Annotated in this window: 17 protein-coding genes, 1 tRNA gene and 2 pseudogenes; 14 read left to right on the forward strand and 6 right to left on the reverse strand. The window is 31.7% G+C overall.

From position 1 onward, the window contains the following. Nucleotides 1-136 precede the first annotated feature (136 nt). The 9 genes and pseudogenes from JBKA6_RS00220 (at nucleotide 137) to JBKA6_RS07410 (ending at nucleotide 6,417) form a co-directional block, all read left to right on the forward strand. Nucleotides 137-544: a hypothetical protein gene (locus JBKA6_RS00220; protein ID WP_157776840.1), complete on the forward strand. Its 408-nt coding sequence runs from the start codon at nucleotides 137-139 to the stop codon at nucleotides 542-544. A gap of 224 nt (nucleotides 545-768) precedes the next feature. Beyond that, the gene (locus JBKA6_RS00225; RefSeq protein WP_096684609.1) at nucleotides 769-1,584 is read left to right on the forward strand and encodes a tail fiber domain-containing protein; all 816 of its coding nucleotides are present in this window, start codon (nucleotides 769-771) and stop codon (nucleotides 1,582-1,584) included. Nucleotides 1,585-2,369: 785 nt separating this feature from the next. Then, the gene (locus JBKA6_RS00230) at nucleotides 2,370-3,182 is read left to right on the forward strand and encodes a hypothetical protein (RefSeq protein ID WP_157776841.1); all 813 of its coding nucleotides are present in this window, start codon (nucleotides 2,370-2,372) and stop codon (nucleotides 3,180-3,182) included. Continuing rightward, nucleotides 3,179-4,048: a hypothetical protein gene (locus JBKA6_RS00235; RefSeq protein WP_096684613.1), complete on the forward strand. Its 870-nt coding sequence runs from the start codon at nucleotides 3,179-3,181 to the stop codon at nucleotides 4,046-4,048. The genes JBKA6_RS00230 and JBKA6_RS00235 overlap by 4 nt, the downstream gene beginning before the upstream one ends. Before the next feature lie 289 nt (nucleotides 4,049-4,337). Then, nucleotides 4,338-4,487: pseudogene (locus tag JBKA6_RS07405) on the forward strand (IS1595-like element ISIse1 family transposase); the annotation flags it as partial. Between the two features lie 188 nt (nucleotides 4,488-4,675). After that, on the forward strand, nucleotides 4,676-5,110 hold the full coding sequence (locus JBKA6_RS00240; protein ID WP_449404348.1) for a transposase: 435 nt from the start codon (nucleotides 4,676-4,678) through the stop codon (nucleotides 5,108-5,110). Beyond that, a complete protein-coding gene (locus tag JBKA6_RS08030; RefSeq protein WP_157776842.1) occupies nucleotides 5,091-5,444 on the forward strand; it encodes a transposase in 354 nt (117 codons plus the stop codon). Before JBKA6_RS00240 ends, JBKA6_RS08030 begins: the two co-directional genes overlap by 20 nt. Nucleotides 5,445-5,462: 18 nt before the next feature. Next, a pseudogene (locus JBKA6_RS08035) lies at nucleotides 5,463-5,750 on the forward strand (transposase); the annotation flags it as partial. A 442-nt stretch (nucleotides 5,751-6,192) separates the two neighbouring features. Next, nucleotides 6,193-6,417, forward strand: coding sequence for a hypothetical protein (locus tag JBKA6_RS07410; RefSeq protein WP_157776843.1), 225 nt, complete (start codon nucleotides 6,193-6,195; stop codon nucleotides 6,415-6,417). 576 nt (nucleotides 6,418-6,993) lie between these two features. Here JBKA6_RS07410 and JBKA6_RS00255 read toward each other — a convergent pair. From JBKA6_RS00255 to JBKA6_RS00265, 3 genes are all read right to left on the reverse strand, one after another. Further along, nucleotides 6,994-7,066: transfer RNA gene (locus tag JBKA6_RS00255), tRNA-Lys, on the reverse strand. Between the two features lie 39 nt (nucleotides 7,067-7,105). Further along, entirely contained in the window at nucleotides 7,106-8,296 is a 1,191-nt protein-coding gene (locus JBKA6_RS00260) for an alkaline phosphatase (RefSeq protein ID WP_197703104.1), read from the reverse strand. A 32-nt stretch (nucleotides 8,297-8,328) separates the two neighbouring features. Continuing rightward, nucleotides 8,329-8,970 (reverse strand): superoxide dismutase, encoded by a 642-nt coding sequence (locus JBKA6_RS00265; RefSeq protein WP_096684621.1) that lies wholly within the window; start codon nucleotides 8,968-8,970, stop codon nucleotides 8,329-8,331. Between the two features lie 230 nt (nucleotides 8,971-9,200). Between JBKA6_RS00265 and miaB the strand changes: the two genes are divergently transcribed. Genes miaB through JBKA6_RS00290 form a run of 5 tightly spaced genes read left to right on the forward strand, consistent with a single transcriptional unit; the run spans nucleotide 9,201 to nucleotide 13,758 of the window. Continuing rightward, complete coding sequence (miaB, locus tag JBKA6_RS00270) at nucleotides 9,201-10,592, forward strand: tRNA (N6-isopentenyl adenosine(37)-C2)-methylthiotransferase MiaB (protein WP_096684623.1); 1,392 nt, start codon at nucleotides 9,201-9,203, stop codon at nucleotides 10,590-10,592. A 36-nt stretch (nucleotides 10,593-10,628) separates the two neighbouring features. After that, nucleotides 10,629-11,900, forward strand: a complete 1,272-nt coding sequence (locus JBKA6_RS00275) for a sigma 54-interacting transcriptional regulator (protein ID WP_096684625.1) — start codon at nucleotides 10,629-10,631, stop codon at nucleotides 11,898-11,900. 52 nt (nucleotides 11,901-11,952) lie between these two features. Beyond that, the gene (locus tag JBKA6_RS00280; RefSeq protein WP_231952054.1) at nucleotides 11,953-12,432 is read left to right on the forward strand and encodes an LptE family protein; all 480 of its coding nucleotides are present in this window, start codon (nucleotides 11,953-11,955) and stop codon (nucleotides 12,430-12,432) included. A 1-nt stretch (nucleotide 12,433) separates the two neighbouring features. After that, complete coding sequence (locus tag JBKA6_RS00285; protein WP_096684629.1) at nucleotides 12,434-13,192, forward strand: hypothetical protein; 759 nt, start codon at nucleotides 12,434-12,436, stop codon at nucleotides 13,190-13,192. Nucleotides 13,193-13,233: 41 nt separating this feature from the next. After that, complete coding sequence (locus JBKA6_RS00290; RefSeq protein WP_096684631.1) at nucleotides 13,234-13,758, forward strand: shikimate kinase; 525 nt, start codon at nucleotides 13,234-13,236, stop codon at nucleotides 13,756-13,758. 35 nt (nucleotides 13,759-13,793) lie between these two features. On the opposite strand, the gene fabG is transcribed toward JBKA6_RS00290, so the two are convergent. Genes fabG through JBKA6_RS00305 form a run of 3 tightly spaced genes read right to left on the reverse strand, consistent with a single transcriptional unit; the run spans nucleotide 13,794 to nucleotide 19,507 of the window. Beyond that, the gene (gene fabG / locus JBKA6_RS00295; protein WP_096684633.1) at nucleotides 13,794-14,546 is read right to left on the reverse strand and encodes a 3-oxoacyl-[acyl-carrier-protein] reductase; all 753 of its coding nucleotides are present in this window, start codon (nucleotides 14,544-14,546) and stop codon (nucleotides 13,794-13,796) included. Between the two features lie 41 nt (nucleotides 14,547-14,587). Further along, entirely contained in the window at nucleotides 14,588-17,380 is a 2,793-nt protein-coding gene (uvrA, locus tag JBKA6_RS00300) for an excinuclease ABC subunit UvrA (RefSeq protein ID WP_096684635.1), read from the reverse strand. 18 nt (nucleotides 17,381-17,398) lie between these two features. Continuing rightward, on the reverse strand, nucleotides 17,399-19,507 hold the full coding sequence (locus JBKA6_RS00305) for a WG repeat-containing protein (RefSeq protein WP_096684637.1): 2,109 nt from the start codon (nucleotides 19,505-19,507) through the stop codon (nucleotides 17,399-17,401). Nucleotides 19,508-19,585 lie beyond the last annotated feature (78 nt).

A 19,585-nucleotide genomic window follows, 5' to 3' on the forward strand; every position in this document is an offset into this window, starting at 1 on the left:
AACGCAGTAATTAGTACAAATGATAACATAGCTGTTGGTTATCGATCCCTAAAAGCTGTCACCTCTGGAGATAACAACACTTCAGTTGGCACGAATTCTCTCAAAAATAACACTACTGGCATAGGAAATGTTTCGGTTGGCAATAGTTCTCTCCAAAATAATATTTCAGGAGAGAGTAATACTTCAGTTGGCTTCAGTTCTCTCAAAAATAATCAAGGCTCCTGGAATACTTCAGTTGGCTTCAGTTCTCTCAAAGAGAATACTAGGGGAATTAATAATACTTCAGTTGGCTATGGTTCTCTCGAAAATAATACTGAGGGAAAGAATAATACTTCTGTTGGCACGAGTTCCCTCACAACAAATACTACTGGCAAAGAAAATGTTTCAGTTGGCCAGAGTTCTCTCAGACATAACACTATTGGCCACAATAATGTTTCAGTTGGCACGAGTTCTCTCACAGAAAATACTACTGGCGAAGGTAATGTTTCAGTTGGCACGAGTTCTCTCACAAAAAATACTACTGGCTCCAATAATGTTTCGGTAGGTTCATATTCTTTAAATAGGATAGTTAAAGGAGATAAAAATATAGCTATAGGATGTGTTGCTGGATCTCAATTAAATTATTCAAATCTCACGGAATCAAATAATTCTATTTTTATAGGAGCTTTTGCTAAAGCGTTAGCAGATAAAAGTAATAATGAGATAGTTATAGGGAGTGAAGCTCAAGGCAAAGGGTCTAATACAGTAGTATTGGGAAATAACAATACTATGAAAACATATTTAAGAGGTACAGTTGTTCTAGAGGAATATAGTGCCCAGAATATATCTGGAATATATTTTGGAAACAATATGTTTGATTTACCCTACGAGGACCACTTTAATCCTTTTTCTATAAAAAGTGGATCAAAAGCTAATATTTCTTTACATTCTAAAGGGAGTATTCTAACAGAAGAAAAATTTGTAGCTACATCAGATAAACGTGTAAAGAGTATAAAGGGCATCTCAGATAGAAGAGAAGATTTAAAAAAGCTCTTAGATATAGAGATTACAGATTATACTATGATAGACAGTATAGAAAGCGGGGTTAAACCGTTTAAAAAAGTAATAGCTCAGCAAATAGAAAATATAGTTCCAGAAGTTATAGATATAAATAAAGGTATTATCCCTAATGTGTATGAATTAGCTAAATCAATGAGCATTTCAAATGAAGGAAGTGCTATTAAAACAGACAAGGTTCACAATTTTTCTGTTGGAGATCTTGTTAAGATTATAATAGAAAGTGAAGGGAGCAAAGAGGTAAAAGTGAAAGCTGTTATAGATTCTAATACGTTTTTAATAGAAGAAGTTTTAGATTCTAAAAATAAGGTTTTTGTTTATGGAAAAGAAGTAGACGACATGCGATCAGTAGATTACGATGGTCTTACTACATTAAACATTTCAGCAACACAAGCTATTTATGAGGAGCTTCTTTCTACCAAGAAAGAATTATCTTCTACTAAAGAAAAATTAGATACTTTAATTAAATTACTGAGCAAATCAAATATCCTCAATAAGGAGGACACCAAAGCTTTGATAAAAAAATAAGACACTATCCCTTAAAGGGTGTAAATAAAAAATGACATATTTTTTTTGTTTTTATAGAATCTTTTCAATACCTCGTCTCTGAATATCTTTTAGAAATGACATCAGATCTTCTCCTGTTTTGAATTGTTTTAAGAATTCATCTTTTAATAAATCTTCTTTTTTCATTTGTATAAAGTTTTAATTAGTTTTTTTTAAAAAATATCTAGGATTTTTTTTCCTAAATATAAACTTTACACACTTTACAGGGCAGTGTCTTTTACTATGAAATAATATGCTTTTATTCCTCATTTTTGGGCCTTATTCAAAGTAGTGACTTTTTGTTTAATCCTACTAAAATTAATACTTTATGCACAATATCGAAATATAACTATGAATAATCCAGGTTAATAGTTCCATAGCTTAATCTCGTCATTTCAGATGCAATAAAGCGTTGTCTGTCACTGAATATATTTTTATAAAAATTTGTTGATTCAATCGATTTAAAGCTTATTCAAAACACAATATCTACCCTTTACCAAAGGACATTTCTGTCGACGGATAGAAATGAGTTAATTTTGTGGCATCAAATTCAAAATATTTTCAAATAATTACAAATATTAATCCCTTTGATTTCGGACTTTATGGTAATTTTTACTATTCAAATATCAATCTAACTAATAACTCAAAGGATTATATATATGAATGTGCTTTTTTGTCAAGAAAAAGAAATATTTTGTAAATTGCCTGGTTCTTTTCTTAAAAGAATTTTTCTGCTTAAAATCAAGCGAGTTTCACTCTATAAAAAAATGAGAAAAACACTTATATACTTGTATTTGCTATCTTTGTATGCGATTGGATGTACCAGAGTAACTTTGGATTCTAATACAAATATTGAAGTTGAAATTGATGAGATAGAGATAAGTAAATTTATGGAAATAGAAAAAGACTACCATGAATCTACATTAACTTTAATAAAAACTAGAAACACCACAAGAGATAGTGTAGAGATAAATGTAAATGCTTCTAAAAAGACTATTTTAGAGATGGGAGGTTTAATCCTGAAGGATAGATCTGTAGTATTACCTTTGCAAAATGTTACAAGCGAAAACTCAGAAGAAAAACACACTATAGTTTCAAAAGCAGAAAATGGAGATAGAGGTTCTTATATGATATTTGTTAAATACAAACCTCTTGTTTCTGAAAAGTTAAGCGGCAAGACCTTTATTATTAAAAGATCAGATATTGTTAAATTCCCATCTGAAAAATGGATGAAAGAATATAATTATGATGTTGAAAAATTCACCAAGATTCACAGTATAGTTAATGTTATCTCCAAGTATAGATTTTTTTTCCCAGATAGAATAGATTACTATCATGCAGAATATGAAAATGGTGTATTACTGAGAGGAACAAAAGATGAAAATACGAAATTAGCTGTATGGAAAGACTCCAAAGCTAAGATATGGTCAAAAACATTTACTCATAATAATTACGATATGAGAAAAATAGAAATTAGTGTTCTTAAGAAAGACGACAAGACTATTTTGAGAAAAAAACGTATTTTAGACATTGGAGAGCCCGAATATGAGGTTCACTATATTTACGAAGAAGACATATGATAGAAGCATTAAAAAATATGATAGATATAGGAAAGGCATTTTTGTATTTGGCATTTGCATATTCCATGATTACAATAATTTTAGGATGTGAAAAGGGTAGAGTTGGTGAAGAATATGATAAAAAAAATATAGGTATCAAAGTTGAAGTTTTAAAAAATGAAAATATTCCATTTTTAGAAATTGAGAGCAATGATAATATGATGAATATTGTTAAAACTGATAATACTACTAGAGAAAATGTGGATTTAGTAATTACATGTGATGATGATATTACATTGATATTAAACAACGAGATTTTGACAAATAGGCGTATTTCCATACCTATAAAAGGAATAGATTCTAAAAAGAAAATCGCCACTTATATTATAAGTGCACAAGCAAAGGATGGAAGAGAGACGAAGTATGAAATCATAGTGAAATACGATACTCTTATCTCAGATAAGCTTCGTGGCAAAATATTTGTTAATAAAACATATAGAATTGTAAAGTACCCATCTGACAAATGGTTAAAGAGCCACAAGTATACTAAAGAGGAATTTATAAATTTTATTAAGGACAATATTGATGCAGGAGGGCTAAAGTATAGATTTTTCTCCCCAGATAGAATTGATGTGTATTACGAAGACCCTAAAAATAAAATCTCTAATCAGGTCATTGATAGTAATAATGGAGTATGGAAAAACTCTGAAGCCAATATTTATTCCAATAAATTTACATTTAAAACTTTGAATGGCGAAGATCAAATTGAAGTTAGACTTAATTCTTATGACGACACTCTTCTACTCATAGAAGATAAGCAAAACAAAGATAGACTTGAAAATATATATATAGTGTACAAATATTTTTATGAGGAAAAAGGCTCATAAATAATCAAAAAGCATTTTCTTTTATCTTAATATATGAATCTTGTTTTCAACGTTTTAGGTTTATTAAAAAACCCATCTTTTAAGTTATTTTAAACTAATCATTACTTCAACTGAGTTTAATAAGAAATAATATCAAAAAAAGACAACTCAGTTATGATTTATTACTTAATTGCCCTAGGACAAAAAATTAAGGGTTAAGGCAATTAAGGTAAATTTACATGCGTGTAACCCCTTATGTTATATATGAAAAATTAGTATACAATTCGTTTGAGAATTTGTAGAGGTAAAAATTAGGTCTATTTTGGGACTATTTTGCATGGATATTGAAGCTAAAAAAGCTAGTAATTTGACTAATGCAAGTCGTTATACTATCAACAAAATTTTTGACATATTACGTTTGTCAATTGCTCAAAAATGCGAAGAAGAAAGTCCCCTTAACCTGGATTATTCATAGTTACCTTTCAATATTGGGTATAAAGTGTTAATTTTAAAAGGTTTTAATCAAAAATTCACCACTTTAGATATAGCCCAAAAATGAGGAATAAAAACACATTATTTTATAGAGGGAGAACTTCTGTTGAATTAAATTTTTCATCATCAGAAATTAGTTCTGATGGCTCTTTAATCATGCTTGAAAAACTAGAACGAGATCATAGATTGATTCATTATTACAGTAAACTTTTGCCTGATACTCGAGACTCTAGATTTATTACTTATACCATAAAGNNACAGTTACAGCAAAGGATTTATATGATCATGTTAGGCTATGAAGACGCCAATGATGTTAATCATTTACAGAACGATCCTTTATTCAAAGATGTTCTTCAAGGTGATTTGGCCTCTCAACCTACTATATCAAGATTTGAGAATAGCTTTGATAAACAGGCTGTTTTTAAGTTTTGTCATGCGTGGTTATACAAATATATTTCAAGTTTATCTGGTCGCAAGAGAATAGTTATTGACGTAGATTCAACCGATGATCCAACTCATGGCAGTCAACAATTGTCAATGTTTAACAGTTATTATGGTCAATTCATGTACAATGAACTATTTTTTTCATGATGGAGATACAGGGCAGATTATTCTTCCTGTACTCCGCCCAGGAAACAGTCATTCTAATAAATGGCATGTGAATATTTTAAAGCGAATAATTATGAAAATACGTGAGAGTTACCCAGATATGGAAATAATTATTAGAAGTGATAGCGGCTTTAGTTGCGCTCCTTTTTACCAATTAGTAGATGATTTTGATTTACTATATGTGACAGGCATAGCGAGCAATGAAGTTTTAAAAAGAAAGGTATCTCGGTCAAAAAATGCTGTAAAAAAAATGTATTTAGATCAGGGAGAGAAGCACCAACATTTTATCAGTTTCAGGTACAAAGCTAAGAGTTAGCATAAGCCTCAACAGTGCTATTCTAAAGTTGAGAGTACTGGATTAGGGATGAACATAAGGCATTTTTCTAGTAATATTCCCCAAAAGAATGCTAGAGAAATTTACTTTGACTTTTATGTTAAAAGAGGTGATTCAAGTGAAAATAGAATTAAAGAAGTTAAAAATATGTGTTTTTCTGATCGTTTGTCAAATCATAGTTTTCTTGCTAATTTTTTTCGACTTATGATAAGTAGTCTTGCCTATGAAATGTTTTTATTACTCAAACAAAAGATAAAGAAAACAAGATTTGAAGTAGCTAAAAAATGATTAATCAGTTCAATTAGAACTTATCTTTTGAAGGTAGGAGTAACGATTAAAATTACCAAAAGGCGAATCTATTACCAATTATCTAAATCTTTTGTTTACAAGGGTTTATTTCGGGAAATTATTACTCAGTAGCGGGTTGTTTATTTGTGAAATGAACAACCTTGGGATAGTTACGTTTCTGTCGTTAAAAAACCATGTAAAAACACTAAAAAAAGATCATTATCGTGTTAAAAAATGGTGCAAAAAAAACTACAAAGAAGACGAGTTTTGTTTGATTAGTAAAAAAGTTAATTAAAAAATATCACGTCTAATCTATTTTAATATGACTGTGAATAATCCAGGTTAACCTGGATTATTCATAGTTACCTTTCAATATTGGGTATAAAGTGTTAATTTTAAAAGGTTTTAATCAAAAATTCACCACTTTAGATATAGCCCAAAAATGAGGAATAAAAACACATTATTTTATAGGGGGAGAACTTCTGTTGAATTAAATTTTTCATCATCAGAAATTAGTTCTGATGGCTCTTTAATCATGCTTGAAAAACTAGAACGAGATCATAGATTGATTCATTATTACAGTAAACGACACTATCGCGTAAAGTGTGTAAATAAAAAAGCTGCCTCGGTTTTGAGACAGCTTCTTTTTTGTTTTACTGCTGTATAAACTAAAGGATACCAATAACCACACTAGCAACCTATTAAATTCCAATAAATTTAAAAAGATTCAAGCGATTTTATTAATCGAATTCAGGTTCTTAGCTACCTTTTGAATAAAGGCTCTGATTAGGAGTTTAAATAGTTTTAGCTCTCTTTAATAGGGCTTATCTACCAAAATAAAGATTAAAAAGAGAAAAATTAAAAGGTAGCTTCACACACTTTTCACGATAGTGTCAAAAAACCATTTGTCATTTATATTTTTTTGACTTTAATAAAAAAAAGTTGGGTCATGATTTTGAAAGCCTTTTCAAATAATTATGTTAAAAACGCAACGGTCTAGCGGTAACTATTTGAGTAGGTAAAAAAATTAAGTAACTAGGAATTGTTGATGTAAATCTTATTTGCCCTTTAGGCAGGTATTCTTATCCAGTAGAAAAGCGTTTTTATCGAGTAGTAAGTATTTTTGAAGTATTTTTATCGAGTAGGAAAGTACTTTTCGAGTAAGGAAGTGTTTTTGAAGCCTTTTTATCCCGAGTAGGGGAAGTGCTTTTATGTAGGCCCCTGTTGGGGAGATATTAGAGTGTGACCTGACTGGGACTCGAACCCAGGACCCTCTCCTTAAAAGGGAGATGCTCTACCAGCTGAGCTATCAGGTCTTAACCCTTAACTTAAGAAGGTGCAAATATAGTATTATTTTATTTTAAATCACCATAAGCTTCTATCATTTTTTTAAAAATTTCTGTGTTCTGATAAAAGCCTTTAAAAACCTCTGATTTAGGGCCATAGGCAAAGACTGGAACCATAATAGAAGTATGTTCTTTAGATGCAAATGTACTTTCTAATCTACCATCATGATCTCCATCGTGTATGGAAAGACCTCCCGTTTCGTGATCGGCAGTTATAATTACTAAAGTATTTTTGTCTTTTTCGGCAAATTTCAAGACCTCTCCTATAGCTCTGTCAAAATCTAACATTTCTTCAACTACAAGACTTATATCATTTGAATGACCTCCCCAATCTATCTGAGCCCCTTCTATCATTAAGAAAAAACCCTTTTCTTCCTTATTTAAGAGCTCAATGGCCTTAAGAGATGAATTCACTAAAACATCGCCTCTCTTTGAGTATCTATCCATATGCCCAGGACTCAACAGAGCCAGTAGTCTCCCAGAGTTTACAGATTCCATATCTTTTTGAGTTTCTACAACTTCATATCCTTTCTTGCGAAATTTTTCTAAAAGATTGATGTCGTCCTTACGCTTATTAAAACTATCTCTGCCTCCTCCTATGACGACATTTATATCTGTATCGAGAAAATCTTTAGCTATTTCTTCATACATTTCTCTGTTGGGTTGATGTGATATAAAAGAGGCTGGAGTGGCATGTACAATCGTAGATGTAGATACTAAACCCGTACCTAATCCATTCTCATTGGCAATTTCTAGAATAGTTTTTATCTTATTCTTATCATCATCTACACCTATAGCCTTGTTGTATGTTTTTTTTCCAGTTGAAATAGCTGTACCTGCCGCTGCAGAATCAGTAATGTAATGACTTGAACTATGTGTTTTTGAAAATCCAATATGAGTAGTTTTTTCTATATTCAAATGTCCCTTATTAGCTGTAATCCCTGAGAAAATCTGTGCAAGTCCCATTCCATCGCCTATCATAAGTATTATATTTTTTACTTGTCCGTCTGAGACAGGTTTTACATCAACAACGGAATGGAAATTTTTGTTTTGATAAGAGTGATAATCCTGGCTTTTATTTTTATCCTCTTCCTTTAAACTTGATTTGGCTGTTTCTTTACAAGAGGCAAAAACAAAAATTGATAATATTACCAGGCAAGTGTTGAAAATTCTGTGGAATTTAATAAGATTATTATGCATAGGTCTATAGAATTAATATTTTAAATAAATGGTTACTTTCCAGAGTTGTATCTGTCAGATACCTTCTTCCAATCTATAATATTGAAAAAAGCACTTACGTACTCTAATCTTCTATTTTGGTATTTTAAATAATAAGCGTGTTCCCAAACATCTAATCCTAATATTGGCGTTCCATCACAACTAGGGGTAGCACTATTGCAACAAGATATCCCTTCTAAATTCATAAGGGGGTTATCTTGATTAGGTGTAGAACATACAGATAATCCTCCACCTTTGTGTACACACAACCAAGCCCACCCCGAACCAAAGCGAGTCATAGCAGCCTTGGAAAATTCTTCCTTAAAAGATTCAAAAGAACCAAAAGTACTAGTGATAGCATCTTTAACATCACCAACAGGTTCTGTATTTCCCTCATTAGAAATCACCGACCAAAATAAAGTGTGATTATAATGCCCCCCTCCATTATTTCTTATGGCATTAGAATTAGACTGTGGAATATTTTGCATCACATATTCTATACTTTTGCCCTCTAAATCTGTATTGGCAATAGCCGCATTGAGATTTGTTACGTAGGCATTGTGATGTTTTTCGTAATGAATACGCATTGTCTCGGCATCTATATAAGGTTCTAAAGCATCAAACGTGTAATCTAATTTTGGTAGTTCAAAAGACATGATTATAAAGTAAATAAGTTTTTAACTAAAAAAAATAAAGTAGTGTTATTCAAAATATCCTTGTTTTATATATGATATAACCGCTGCGAATATACATTTAAAATCGATACTTTTCCAATTCCACATTAGTTATTAAAATAAAATCCTCATGGCATATCCTGTAAATTAAATAGTCGTAAATTTGCGTTTTTAGTATAACTTCCTGTATTAAAAAAATCAATGTATTGCCCATGATCCCTGAAATTCAAGAGAGTAGAAAAAAGAGAAACCTCTATATAGAAAGCTATGGATGTCAAATGAATTTTTCTGATAGTGAAATTGTAGTTTCTATACTATCTGAAGTTGGTTTTAGCATCACTTCTAAGTTGGAAGAGGCAAGTCTAATACTCTTAAATACTTGTTCTATACGAGATAAGGCCGAACAGACCATTCACAAGAGATTGTCTCAATTTAATGTCTTGAAAAAAAACGATCCTTCTATAACCATCGGTGTCTTAGGATGTATGGCTGAACGACTTAAATCTAGACTTTTAGAACAAGAGAAGATAGTAGACATAGTCGTAGGACCAGATGCTTACAGAGATCTTCCCAATTTGGTGCAAGAGGCTGAAGAGGGAAAAAATGCCGTCAACGTAATACTCTCTAAAGATGAGACTTATGCAGATATAAATCCCGTCAGGCTAAGCAAAACAGGAGTCAGTGCCTTTGTCTCTATCACTAGAGGATGCGATAATATGTGTACATTTTGCGTAGTGCCATTTACCCGGGGAAGAGAGAGAAGTAGAGATCCTATAACTATAATACAAGAGTGTGTAAGCTTATATGAAAATGGATATAAAGAGGTCACTCTTTTAGGTCAAAATGTTGATTCTTATCTCTGGTATGGTGGGGGTAGAAAAAAAGATTTTGTAAAAGCTGATGAAATGGCAAAGGCAACGGCTATATCTTTCTCTCAATTACTCGAGATGGTGGCCCAATCAGTGCCTAATATGCGTATAAGATTCTCCACATCGAATCCTCAAGATATGAAAGAAGATGTCTTGTACACCATTGCTAGACACGACAACATATGTAAACACATTCACTTGCCTGTACAATCTGGAAGCGATAGAATATTGAAACATATGAACAGAGGTCATGACATTAATTATTACTTGAAATTAATAGAAAAGATAGAGAGGATAATTCCAGGATGTCTACTCTCTCACGATATGATAATAGGATATCCTACCGAAACCGAGGAAGATCACCTAAATACTTTGGCTCTTATGGAAAGAGTTAAATATTCTTTTGGTTTTATGTTTAAATACTCCGTTAGACCTAAAACTCTAGCGAGTAGGAGATTTGAAGATGATGTTCCAGAAAGCACAAAACAGAGAAGATTAGAACAAGTCATAGAATTACAACAGAAACATTCTCTTTACCGAAATATGCAGACCATTGGTCAAGTAAAAGAAATTTTAGTCGAAAAGGTATCCAAAAAGTCTAAAGAGCATCTGTTTGGAAGAACCTCTCAAAATATTGGAGTGATATTTGAAAAAGGAAAATATAAAGTTGGAGATATAGTAAATGTATTAATAGAAGATTGTTCTAGTTCTACGCTTATGGGAAAAGCTGTTTAATCTTACATTTAGAGTATCTTTTTTATACCTAATGCTATGTTATCTATAAAAGAAGTTAAAAAAAGATTTGGGATTATAGGCAATAGTATCTCCTTAGATAGAGCTATAGACAGGGCCATTAGAGTGGCTTCTTCTGATATTTCTGTATTAGTTACAGGAGAGAGTGGTGTTGGAAAAGAGAGTATCCCAAAACTAATACACCATCTGTCAAATAGAAAACACTCTAATTACATAGCTGTCAACTGTGGGGCTATTCCTGAAGGGACTATAGACAGTGAGTTATTTGGGCATGAAAAAGGATCTTTCACTGGAGCTATAGGGAGTAGAAAAGGTTATTTTGAAGAAGCCAACCGAGGAACTATATTCTTAGATGAAGTAGGAGAGCTGCCCCTGACCACCCAAGCTAGATTATTGAGAGTTTTAGAAAACGGAGAATTCATAAAAGTAGGAAGCTCTAATCCGATGAAGACAGACGTTAGAATAATAGCTGCTACAAATGTGAATATGAAAGAGGCTATAAAAAAAAACAGATTCAGAGAAGATCTATACTACAGGTTAAATACAGTAAATATATCCATTCCCAGCTTGAGAGAACGAAGAGAAGATATATATCTGCTGTTTAAAAAATTTGCATTGGAGTTTTCAGATAAATATAAAATTCCAACTATAAGGCTACTAGAAGATGCTGTATCGAAATTAGAAAACTACCCTTGGTACGGAAATATAAGACAACTCAAAAACTTTGTAGAAGAATTATCTGTGATGGAACAAAACAGGATGGTCTCCGAGGAAGTATTGAGCAACTATTTAAAAGATAGTATTTCCAAAGATCTGACAGTGATACATAATCCTGATAAAAAAGATTCTCTAGAGGATAAAGAAGTATTCTACAAAGTGCTTTTTAATATGAAAAATGAGATTGAAAATATTAAAAAGATAGTCTTACAGCTGATAAAAAACATCAAGAGTGGACAAAAAATAGAAGATATAGAGCAAATAGAAAAAATGATACTAAACCTATATAGTAGTATTAACGATCAGAGCAATGACAATAAAAAAGATCTTCTTGAGATAAAATCATTACCCACATCATACGAATCTATAGACATTGAAAATATAGACGCCTTTGATGAGGACACATATGAAGATACAGATGAAAATATAAAACCTCTCTCGCTCCAAACTAAAGAAAAACACATGATAAAAACATCACTGAAAAAACACAGAGGTAAGAGAAAAAAAGCAGCTTTAGAATTGGGGATTTCTGAAAGAACCTTATATAGAAAAATAAAACAATATGATTTATAAAGCCTATAAAAAAAAATGTATTTCTACGATGAAAAAATTAAAAATTCACTCAATGCTGCTTACCTCGCTAATGGCTAGCTCATGTGGAATATATACCTTTTCGGGAACTTCTATCTCTCCTGATGTCAAGAGCGTACAAGTAGATTATTTTCCAAATTATGCTCCTTTAATCAATCCTGCATTGAGCAGAAAACTAACTAATGATCTACAAACTAGATTTACAGATCAGACCAATTTAAAATTGACAAAAAACGGAGGAGATTTAAAATTTGAAGGAGAAATAACTAAGTATGAAATTACTCCCGACGATGCACAAGCAAATAATACGGCTGCTTTTAACAGACTAACTATAACTATAAAAGTCCGTTTTTACAATGAGATAGACGAAAAAGAAAACTTCGAAAATACCTATAGTGATTTTGAGAAATTTAACAAGGATAAAGATTTTACTAGTGTAGAGGGCAATCTGATAGATCTCATCACAGCTAAACTAATAGACCGAATATTTGCTGATTCGGTAGAAAAGTGGTAGGATGCAAATATCTAGATTCACCCAAATAATAAAAGATCCTAATTCTAATATCTTAAAATCAGATATAGAAAACTTATTAGATATAGTAAGGGAGTATCCATATTTTCAAACTGCACAGATATTATATCTAAAGGGCTTACAAAAAACCGATAGTTTTAGATATAATATTCAATTAAAAAAGGCAGCAGCTTACTCGGTAGATAGAAAGCACTTATTCGAATTCATAACAAAGGATGCTATGATTGCCCCTGAAAAGAAATTTACAGAATCCACTACTCAAGAAGATCAGATAGATATAAAGCCCATAAAAAATGAGCAAACTATTGTATTGTCTGATTCTAATTACACAGACCAAATAACAGAAATATCTCTTTTAAACTCTGAGTTACATTCTTTTAATAAGTGGTTGAAGTTACCTTATACCAATAATTACATTCTAAATAAGAGGTTAAACTCCAATGGCTACAAGGATACTATCATGAGCTTAGAGCACAAGATTAAAATAATAGATGATTTTATATCTAATATTCCCAAATACACAAGTAATCTGAAAAAAGTAAAATCTGATAACGCTTATCTAGCAGAAAATAGCATTGTAGAAAACAATACTATTATGACAGAAACTCTAGCACATATGTATATAAAACAGGGTAAATACGACAAGGCAGAAGAAGCTTTTAATATCCTAATATTAAAATATCCAGAAAAGAAAACATCTTATTTAAATAAGATAAAAGATTTTAAAAAGACTCCTAAATAATAGAAATATCTAATTTTTGACTTTTTTACAATAAAAGTTTAATGGAGAAAATTATTCTAATAGGTTATATGGGTTGTGGCAAAACGACTATAGGTTCTGCTTTGTCTAAGGTTATGAATTTAGATTTTATAGATTTAGATAGATATATAGAGTTAAAACAACATATGGAAATCACAGATATTTTCGATGAAAAAGGGCAACAGTATTTCAGAGAATTAGAAACCGAATGCCTAAAAGAGATTTTAGACAAAAATTGTGGATTTATACTTTCCACAGGTGGAGGCTCTCCCTGTTATGCGCAAAACATGAATCTGATGAATAAAAATGGCGTCACTATTTATTTGAAAATGGAAGCTAAATCGCTCTATTATCGTTTAAAATCTCAAAAGAGCAAACGCCCTGTCATAGCTAATCTAGCTGATGATGTTTTAGAAAAATATATAGAAGCTCACCTCAAAGAAAGAGAGATTTTTTACAAAAAATCTCAAATTATAATAGATATTGAAAATGAGAAACTATACAGAGATCTAACCCAAGGGCGTCTTTTAAAAGATTATCAAGTATAAATATTAAGCCTGTAAAAAAGCATTTCAAATAAAATTTAGGTCAGCATACCTCCACATACGTGTATGACCTGTCCAGTCACGTATTTAGACATATCAGAAGCTAAAAACAATGCTACGTCAGCTACATCACTTGTGGTTCCCTCTCTCTTTAATGGAATATCTTTAACCCACTTTTGTAGAGTTTCAGGGTCTAGTTTGCCAGTCATCTCAGTAGAGATAAAACCAGGAGCGATAGCATTAGAACGTATATTTCTAGAACCCAATTCCAGAGCTACTGACTTGGTAAAGCCTATCACTCCAGCTTTTGATGCTGAATAGTTAGCCTGACCTGCATTGCCTCTAACCCCCACGACAGAACTCAAATTGATAATAGATCCATTTCTCTTTTGTAACATGCTCTTTTGTACGGCTTTTGTCATATTAAATACAGAACTCAAATTCACATCTATTACCTTGTCCCACTGCTCTTTAGTCATTCTCATTAACAATGTGTCTTGAGTGATACCAGCATTATTTACCAAAATATCTACACCTCCAAATTCAGATACGACCTCATCTATCATATTTTGACTATCCTCAAATTTAGAAGCGTCTACTCTGAAACCCTTAGCTTTTATTCCTTGTTTAGTTAATTCTTCAACTAAGTCTAAAGCTATCTTACTAGAAGATTCAGATACATAAGTGAATATTACATTAGCTCCCTGTTGGGCAAATCTCTGTGCTATTCCCTTTCCTATGCCCCTTGTAGCTCCAGTGATTACAGCTGTTCTATTTTCTAATAATTTCATTATTTGTGTAATTTTTTTTAAAATTGGTAAGTGTATTTTTTTTACAAAGATATTTTTTGTTTCAGATATTTTGCAGTATAAGAATACTCATCTTTTATCATATCCTCTGGGGTACCTTGAAATATTATATTTCCACCATTTTTCCCACCTTCTTTTCCCATGTCTATTATCCAATCTGCAGATTTGATCACATCTAAATTGTGTTCTACCACAAATATGCTATGACCGTTATCTATGAGATCATTAAAGGCTTTGATGAGTTTTTTAACATCGTGAAAATGCAATCCTGTGGTAGGTTCATCAAATATAAAAACTGTCTTTTTTGCCTTATTACCCTTTGATAAAAAATAAGCCAACTTGACCCTTTGTGATTCTCCTCCACTCAGAGAACTAGATGATTGTCCTAATTTGACATAACCCATTCCCGTTTGCTTTAAAGGTTCTAAAAGACTGGATATTTTTACTTGTCCTATATCGTTAAAGAACACTATAGCCTCATCTATACTCATATTTAGTAGGTCGACTATGTTTTTGTCATTTAATTTAACATCTAGGATTTCGCTCTTAAACCTAGAACCGTTACAACTTTCACATACTAGGTTTATATCTGACATAAACTGCATATTTACTGTAACCTCTCCTTTCCCTTTGCACTCGTCACACCTTCCTCCATCTAGATTAAAAGAAAAGTGATAAGGTTTGTATTTTCTTTTTAAAGACAGAGATTGAGCCGAAAATAACAGTCTAATTTCGTCATAGGCTCCTATATAGGTAACTGGATTAGATCTAGAAGATTTTCCTATAGGATTTTGATCTACTAACTCTATTTCTTCTACTTCTGATAGATCTCCACTTATAGAATCAAATAAACCTACATCGGTTGTATTATTATCTGCCTGCCTTTTCAAGGCGTTGTACAACACGTTTTTAATTAGAGAGCTCTTACCTGAACCACTAACCCCTGTTATTACAGTAAGAGTGTTCAACGGAAATCTAACATCTATATCCTTTAAATTATTATCTCTAGCACCAGTTATTAAAATGTGTTTTTTAAAAGGTCTTCTAATTTTGGGCGTGGATATTTTTAACTTATTACTAATATACTTAGCCGTGATAGAATCAGAATTTTCTAATTGATCGAAAGGACCATTAAACACTATTTCTCCGCCGTTAATTCCAGCTAACGGCCCTATGTCTATTATGTTGTCAGCCTGCCTTATAACATCTTCATCGTGTTCTACGACCACGACAGTATTACCTATATCTCTCAGTTTTTTTAAGACCTTGATGAGATTTTCTGTATTTTTAGAATGTAAGCCTATACTGGGCTCATCTAATACATAAACTGAATCGACTAAACTGCTCCCTATAGAGGCCGATAATCTTATGCGTTGTGATTCACCCCCTGACAGGGAATTGGAGTTTCTATTGAGAGTTAGATAACCCAATCCCACCTCTGTTAAAACATTTAACCTGTTATTTATCTCTACTAAAATTCTATTTGATATTTGTTTATCCACATGTGATAACTCTAATTTTAAAAAAAAATCTCTCAACGTGCTTATGGGCATGAGTGTTATTTCACCTATACTTTTAGAAGCTATTTTTATATTGGAAGAATCAGTTTTCAACCTAGTGCCATTACAGGAATTACAAACTATTTTTTTTCTGTATCTAGATAAAAGAACTCTATTTTGTATAATGTAATTTTTTGCCTTCAGTTTATCGAAAAACGAATTTATGCCTTTTAGCCTTTTACCATCTCCTTCCCATAAAAACATCTTTTGATCCTTTGTAAGATCTTTATAAGGCAGAGTTATTGGAAATTTATTATAGGCTCCGCTGATAAAATTATCTAAGTGCTTAGAGAGTTTGATTCCACTCCAAGGCGCAACAGCACCTTGTAATACCGAAAGATTTTTATTTGGAATAACTAAGTTTTCATCTACATCTATAATACTGCCGTAGCCTTGGCATTTTGGGCAAGCTCCTATAGGACTATTAAAATTAAAAGTGTTTACAGTGGGCTTTTCAAAGGTTAGACCATCTAATTCAAACTTATTTGAAAACGAAATATTTTCACCACTGGATAAGTTTTGTACTATACAATGTCCTTCCCCTTGAGAAAAAGCTGTCTCTATAGAATCAGATGCCCTATTATAAAAGCTGTTTTCGTGTTTTATTACCCAGCGATCTATGACAATAGATATGTCTGAGTCTCTTATATTCTCCCTCTCTATAGCCTCTTGTATACCTAAGACTTTTCCATCTATCTCAACTCTGATATAACCTTGATTAAAATACTTATTCAATATATCTCTTATCTCTTGACCTTCATATATAACTATCTTAATCAATAGTAATACTCTATCTCCTTCATTCTGATTTTCTATCCATCTTAAGACATCTTTTATATCTTCTTTTTTGACTTGTTTTCCAGAGATAGGGGAATAGGTTTTTCCAATAGAAGCAAATAGTAATTTTATATAATCGTACACTTCCGATGAAGTCCCAACAGTAGACCTAGGATTAGAAGTATTAACTTTCTGTTCTATAGCTATTGCAGGAGACATCCCCTTTATATATTCAACATCAGGTTTATCTAGTTTCCCTAAAAATTGACGAGCATAAGAAGACAAACTCTCTATGTACTTATATCTGCCTTGGGCATAGAGAGTATCAAAGGCTAAGGATGATTTTCCTGATCCTGACAACCCAGTTATAACAGTCAATTTATTTCTAGGAATAGTTAGAGATATGTTTTTTAAGTTGTGAGTTTTAGCACCCCTTATAATTATATTGTCTCTGATTGAGATGTCGTCAAAATTTTCCATTTAACAAAAACCCTAATATTATCTTATTGGATACAAAAAAGACTTGGTAATAAGATTAAAATAATGTATATCACCACTAGCCTTTGTAAGTTTGGCAATATTATTTTTGAGAAGTTCTATTTTAGAGTATTCCATTGGAACTAAAACCTTATCGTCAGTATCTATCAATCCTTTTTTTACATTGTCGTTAAAAGCTATAAAAAAAGACTTGACAAAAGACTTTAATACACTATACTTAAAAGGAATTATATTTTTGCCTTTTTCATTGATAACTCCATATTTCCCGTTGTATTTGACCACAGTCATGCCGTCTTTAAAAGTATCAGCATCTTGATATATATGTTTGAGTATAAGTCTGTTTTTTGAGTTTATAAATCCGTAATTTTTTAGCCTACAGGCAAATAATCCATTTTCTCCTATTTTGATATCTACATACTTGTTAGGTATTACCTGTTTCCCCTTTTTATTTATAATGCCATATTTGTCTTTGTAAAAAAACTTGGAATATCCGTTTTTAAAATTAGCGGTCCTTCTGTGATCTTTAAAAACTCTTAGCGAAGCCCTGATAACTTCATCGCCTTTAGTATTTAGAAATCCGTATTTGCCTCTATTTTCAACCATTATATATTCTTCACTTAATGCGCCTATATATTTGTATTTCTTTGAAATTATCATCCCTTTATCATTGAATAATGACCACTTGCCATTTTTTTTCATTTTAAATAATTCAGGAGAAATGCGTTCTATAGAATCGTATGTAAAAGGAATCAACACACCTAGCTTCTCATTTAAGACTCCAAAATAATTGCCAATTTTTGCTATGGATAGCCCTTTTATAAAGACCGATGCCACATCGAATACCTTTTGGGTAAATCTGGTTCCATCGTGTTTAAAAAAACTGTATTTCTTTTCTTCTCTGACCAATAAAAAGCTATCTCCTATTTCTATCTTGTCATAATTACAAGGGATTATAAATTCCCCAAAACGATTTATGACACCACTTTTACCATCTATGTCTACTACAGCTAATCCATTTTTAAAATCACTTCCGTTATTAAAATTAAATGGGATAACGGTCTTGCCCTTTTTATCTATATATCCAACGTGAGTCTCATTAGCTACAAGGGCTAATTCTTCAGAAAAATTACGGGCAAAATAATATACAGGAGCAACACTTACAACACCTATATCATTTATAAAACCGTATTTCCCATCTTCTAATAGAGGGAAAAAATCTATATCTATCATAGATCTCTTATCTAATAACTCTTGCTTTTTAGGATAATTAGGATAGGTGTTTATGAAAGAATCTATTATCTCCTTGTTATTAAAATTTTTTATTCTAAAACTCTCCACCTTAGCCCAAGCTATCTCAGATTGAGGCAGATACGGGAATTTTTTTAAGAATTTGATATAATTCTTTTCATTATTGGTTTTTATGGCTAATCTGAAAATTTCTTCTTGAGCCTTTGCGATCCATTTGTTTTCTGGGTAGGTCAATACAAAATCTCTGTATGAGAGGATGTCTCCGCTTTTTGTCTTGTGATAATACAACTTATCTTCATAGATATCTTTTGCCTGTTTGGCCCATTTACTATTTGGATAAAGTCTGTAAAAGTCTCTATATGCTGATATTGTATTTTCCTTTTCGACTGTCTCGTACAATATGTTCGACATGAGGTTGTCTAACTTTTTTTTGTGCTTAGACTTTGGAAATCTCTCTTTGAATTTTCCTAATTCTTCAAGTGAGCTATTATCGCTTAGTTTACTAAATAACAGAGTTTCAATATCATCATTTAATCTCTTTAATTCTAGTATTCCTATTTCTAGATCATCTAATTCCTTTAGTTGCTCTTCAAAAGAATTAGAATACTCTCTCAATGCTCGTCTGCCATAAGTATAAGCCTCTTCTAAATCATAGAAGGGATTATCGTTTCTCTTAAATATTATGCCGAGCCCATAAGAACTTCCAGCTGCTTTAGATGGTAATAATTCAGTGAAGATGTTTTTTGCCTTAAAATAATCGTACATCTCCAAAGCCGCAAATCCATCTGTTAGCTCCTGAGATGAGGATTGATAATAAAGTAAAAATAAAACTATAGAAATTTTTAATCTTATGCTTTTCAATACTGATAGTTTATCAATTCTATAAATACTATTTTATGACCAGTAAAAAAATCCTAGCAAAGTTATCTAAAATATTAC

It is taken from the genome of Ichthyobacterium seriolicida, assembly GCF_002369955.1.
Lineage (GTDB): Bacteria > Bacteroidota > Bacteroidia > Flavobacteriales > Ichthyobacteriaceae > Ichthyobacterium > Ichthyobacterium seriolicida.

Coding starts and splice junctions, on each gene's coding strand:
- JBKA6_RS08030 (WP_157776842.1), top strand. CDS start 5,091: ATGAACTATTTTTTTCATGATGGAGATACAGGGCAGATTATTCTTCCT.
- JBKA6_RS00235 (WP_096684613.1), top strand. CDS start 3,179: ATGATAGAAGCATTAAAAAATATGATAGATATAGGAAAGGCATTTTTG.
- JBKA6_RS00280 (WP_231952054.1), top strand. CDS start 11,953: ATGCTGCTTACCTCGCTAATGGCTAGCTCATGTGGAATATATACCTTT.
- JBKA6_RS00290 (WP_096684631.1), top strand. CDS start 13,234: ATGGAGAAAATTATTCTAATAGGTTATATGGGTTGTGGCAAAACGACT.
- uvrA (WP_096684635.1), bottom strand. CDS start 17,380: ATGGAAAATTTTGACGACATCTCAATCAGAGACAATATAATTATAAGG.
- JBKA6_RS00265 (WP_096684621.1), bottom strand. CDS start 8,970: ATGTCTTTTGAACTACCAAAATTAGATTACACGTTTGATGCTTTAGAA.
- JBKA6_RS00275 (WP_096684625.1), top strand. CDS start 10,629: ATGTTATCTATAAAAGAAGTTAAAAAAAGATTTGGGATTATAGGCAAT.
- JBKA6_RS00260 (WP_197703104.1), bottom strand. CDS start 8,296: ATGCATAATAATCTTATTAAATTCCACAGAATTTTCAACACTTGCCTG.
- JBKA6_RS00285 (WP_096684629.1), top strand. CDS start 12,434: ATGCAAATATCTAGATTCACCCAAATAATAAAAGATCCTAATTCTAAT.
- JBKA6_RS00230 (WP_157776841.1), top strand. CDS start 2,370: ATGAGAAAAACACTTATATACTTGTATTTGCTATCTTTGTATGCGATT.
- miaB (WP_096684623.1), top strand. CDS start 9,201: ATGATCCCTGAAATTCAAGAGAGTAGAAAAAAGAGAAACCTCTATATA.
- JBKA6_RS07410 (WP_157776843.1), top strand. CDS start 6,193: ATGAGGAATAAAAACACATTATTTTATAGGGGGAGAACTTCTGTTGAA.
- fabG (WP_096684633.1), bottom strand. CDS start 14,546: ATGAAATTATTAGAAAATAGAACAGCTGTAATCACTGGAGCTACAAGG.
- JBKA6_RS00225 (WP_096684609.1), top strand. CDS start 769: ATGAAAACATATTTAAGAGGTACAGTTGTTCTAGAGGAATATAGTGCC.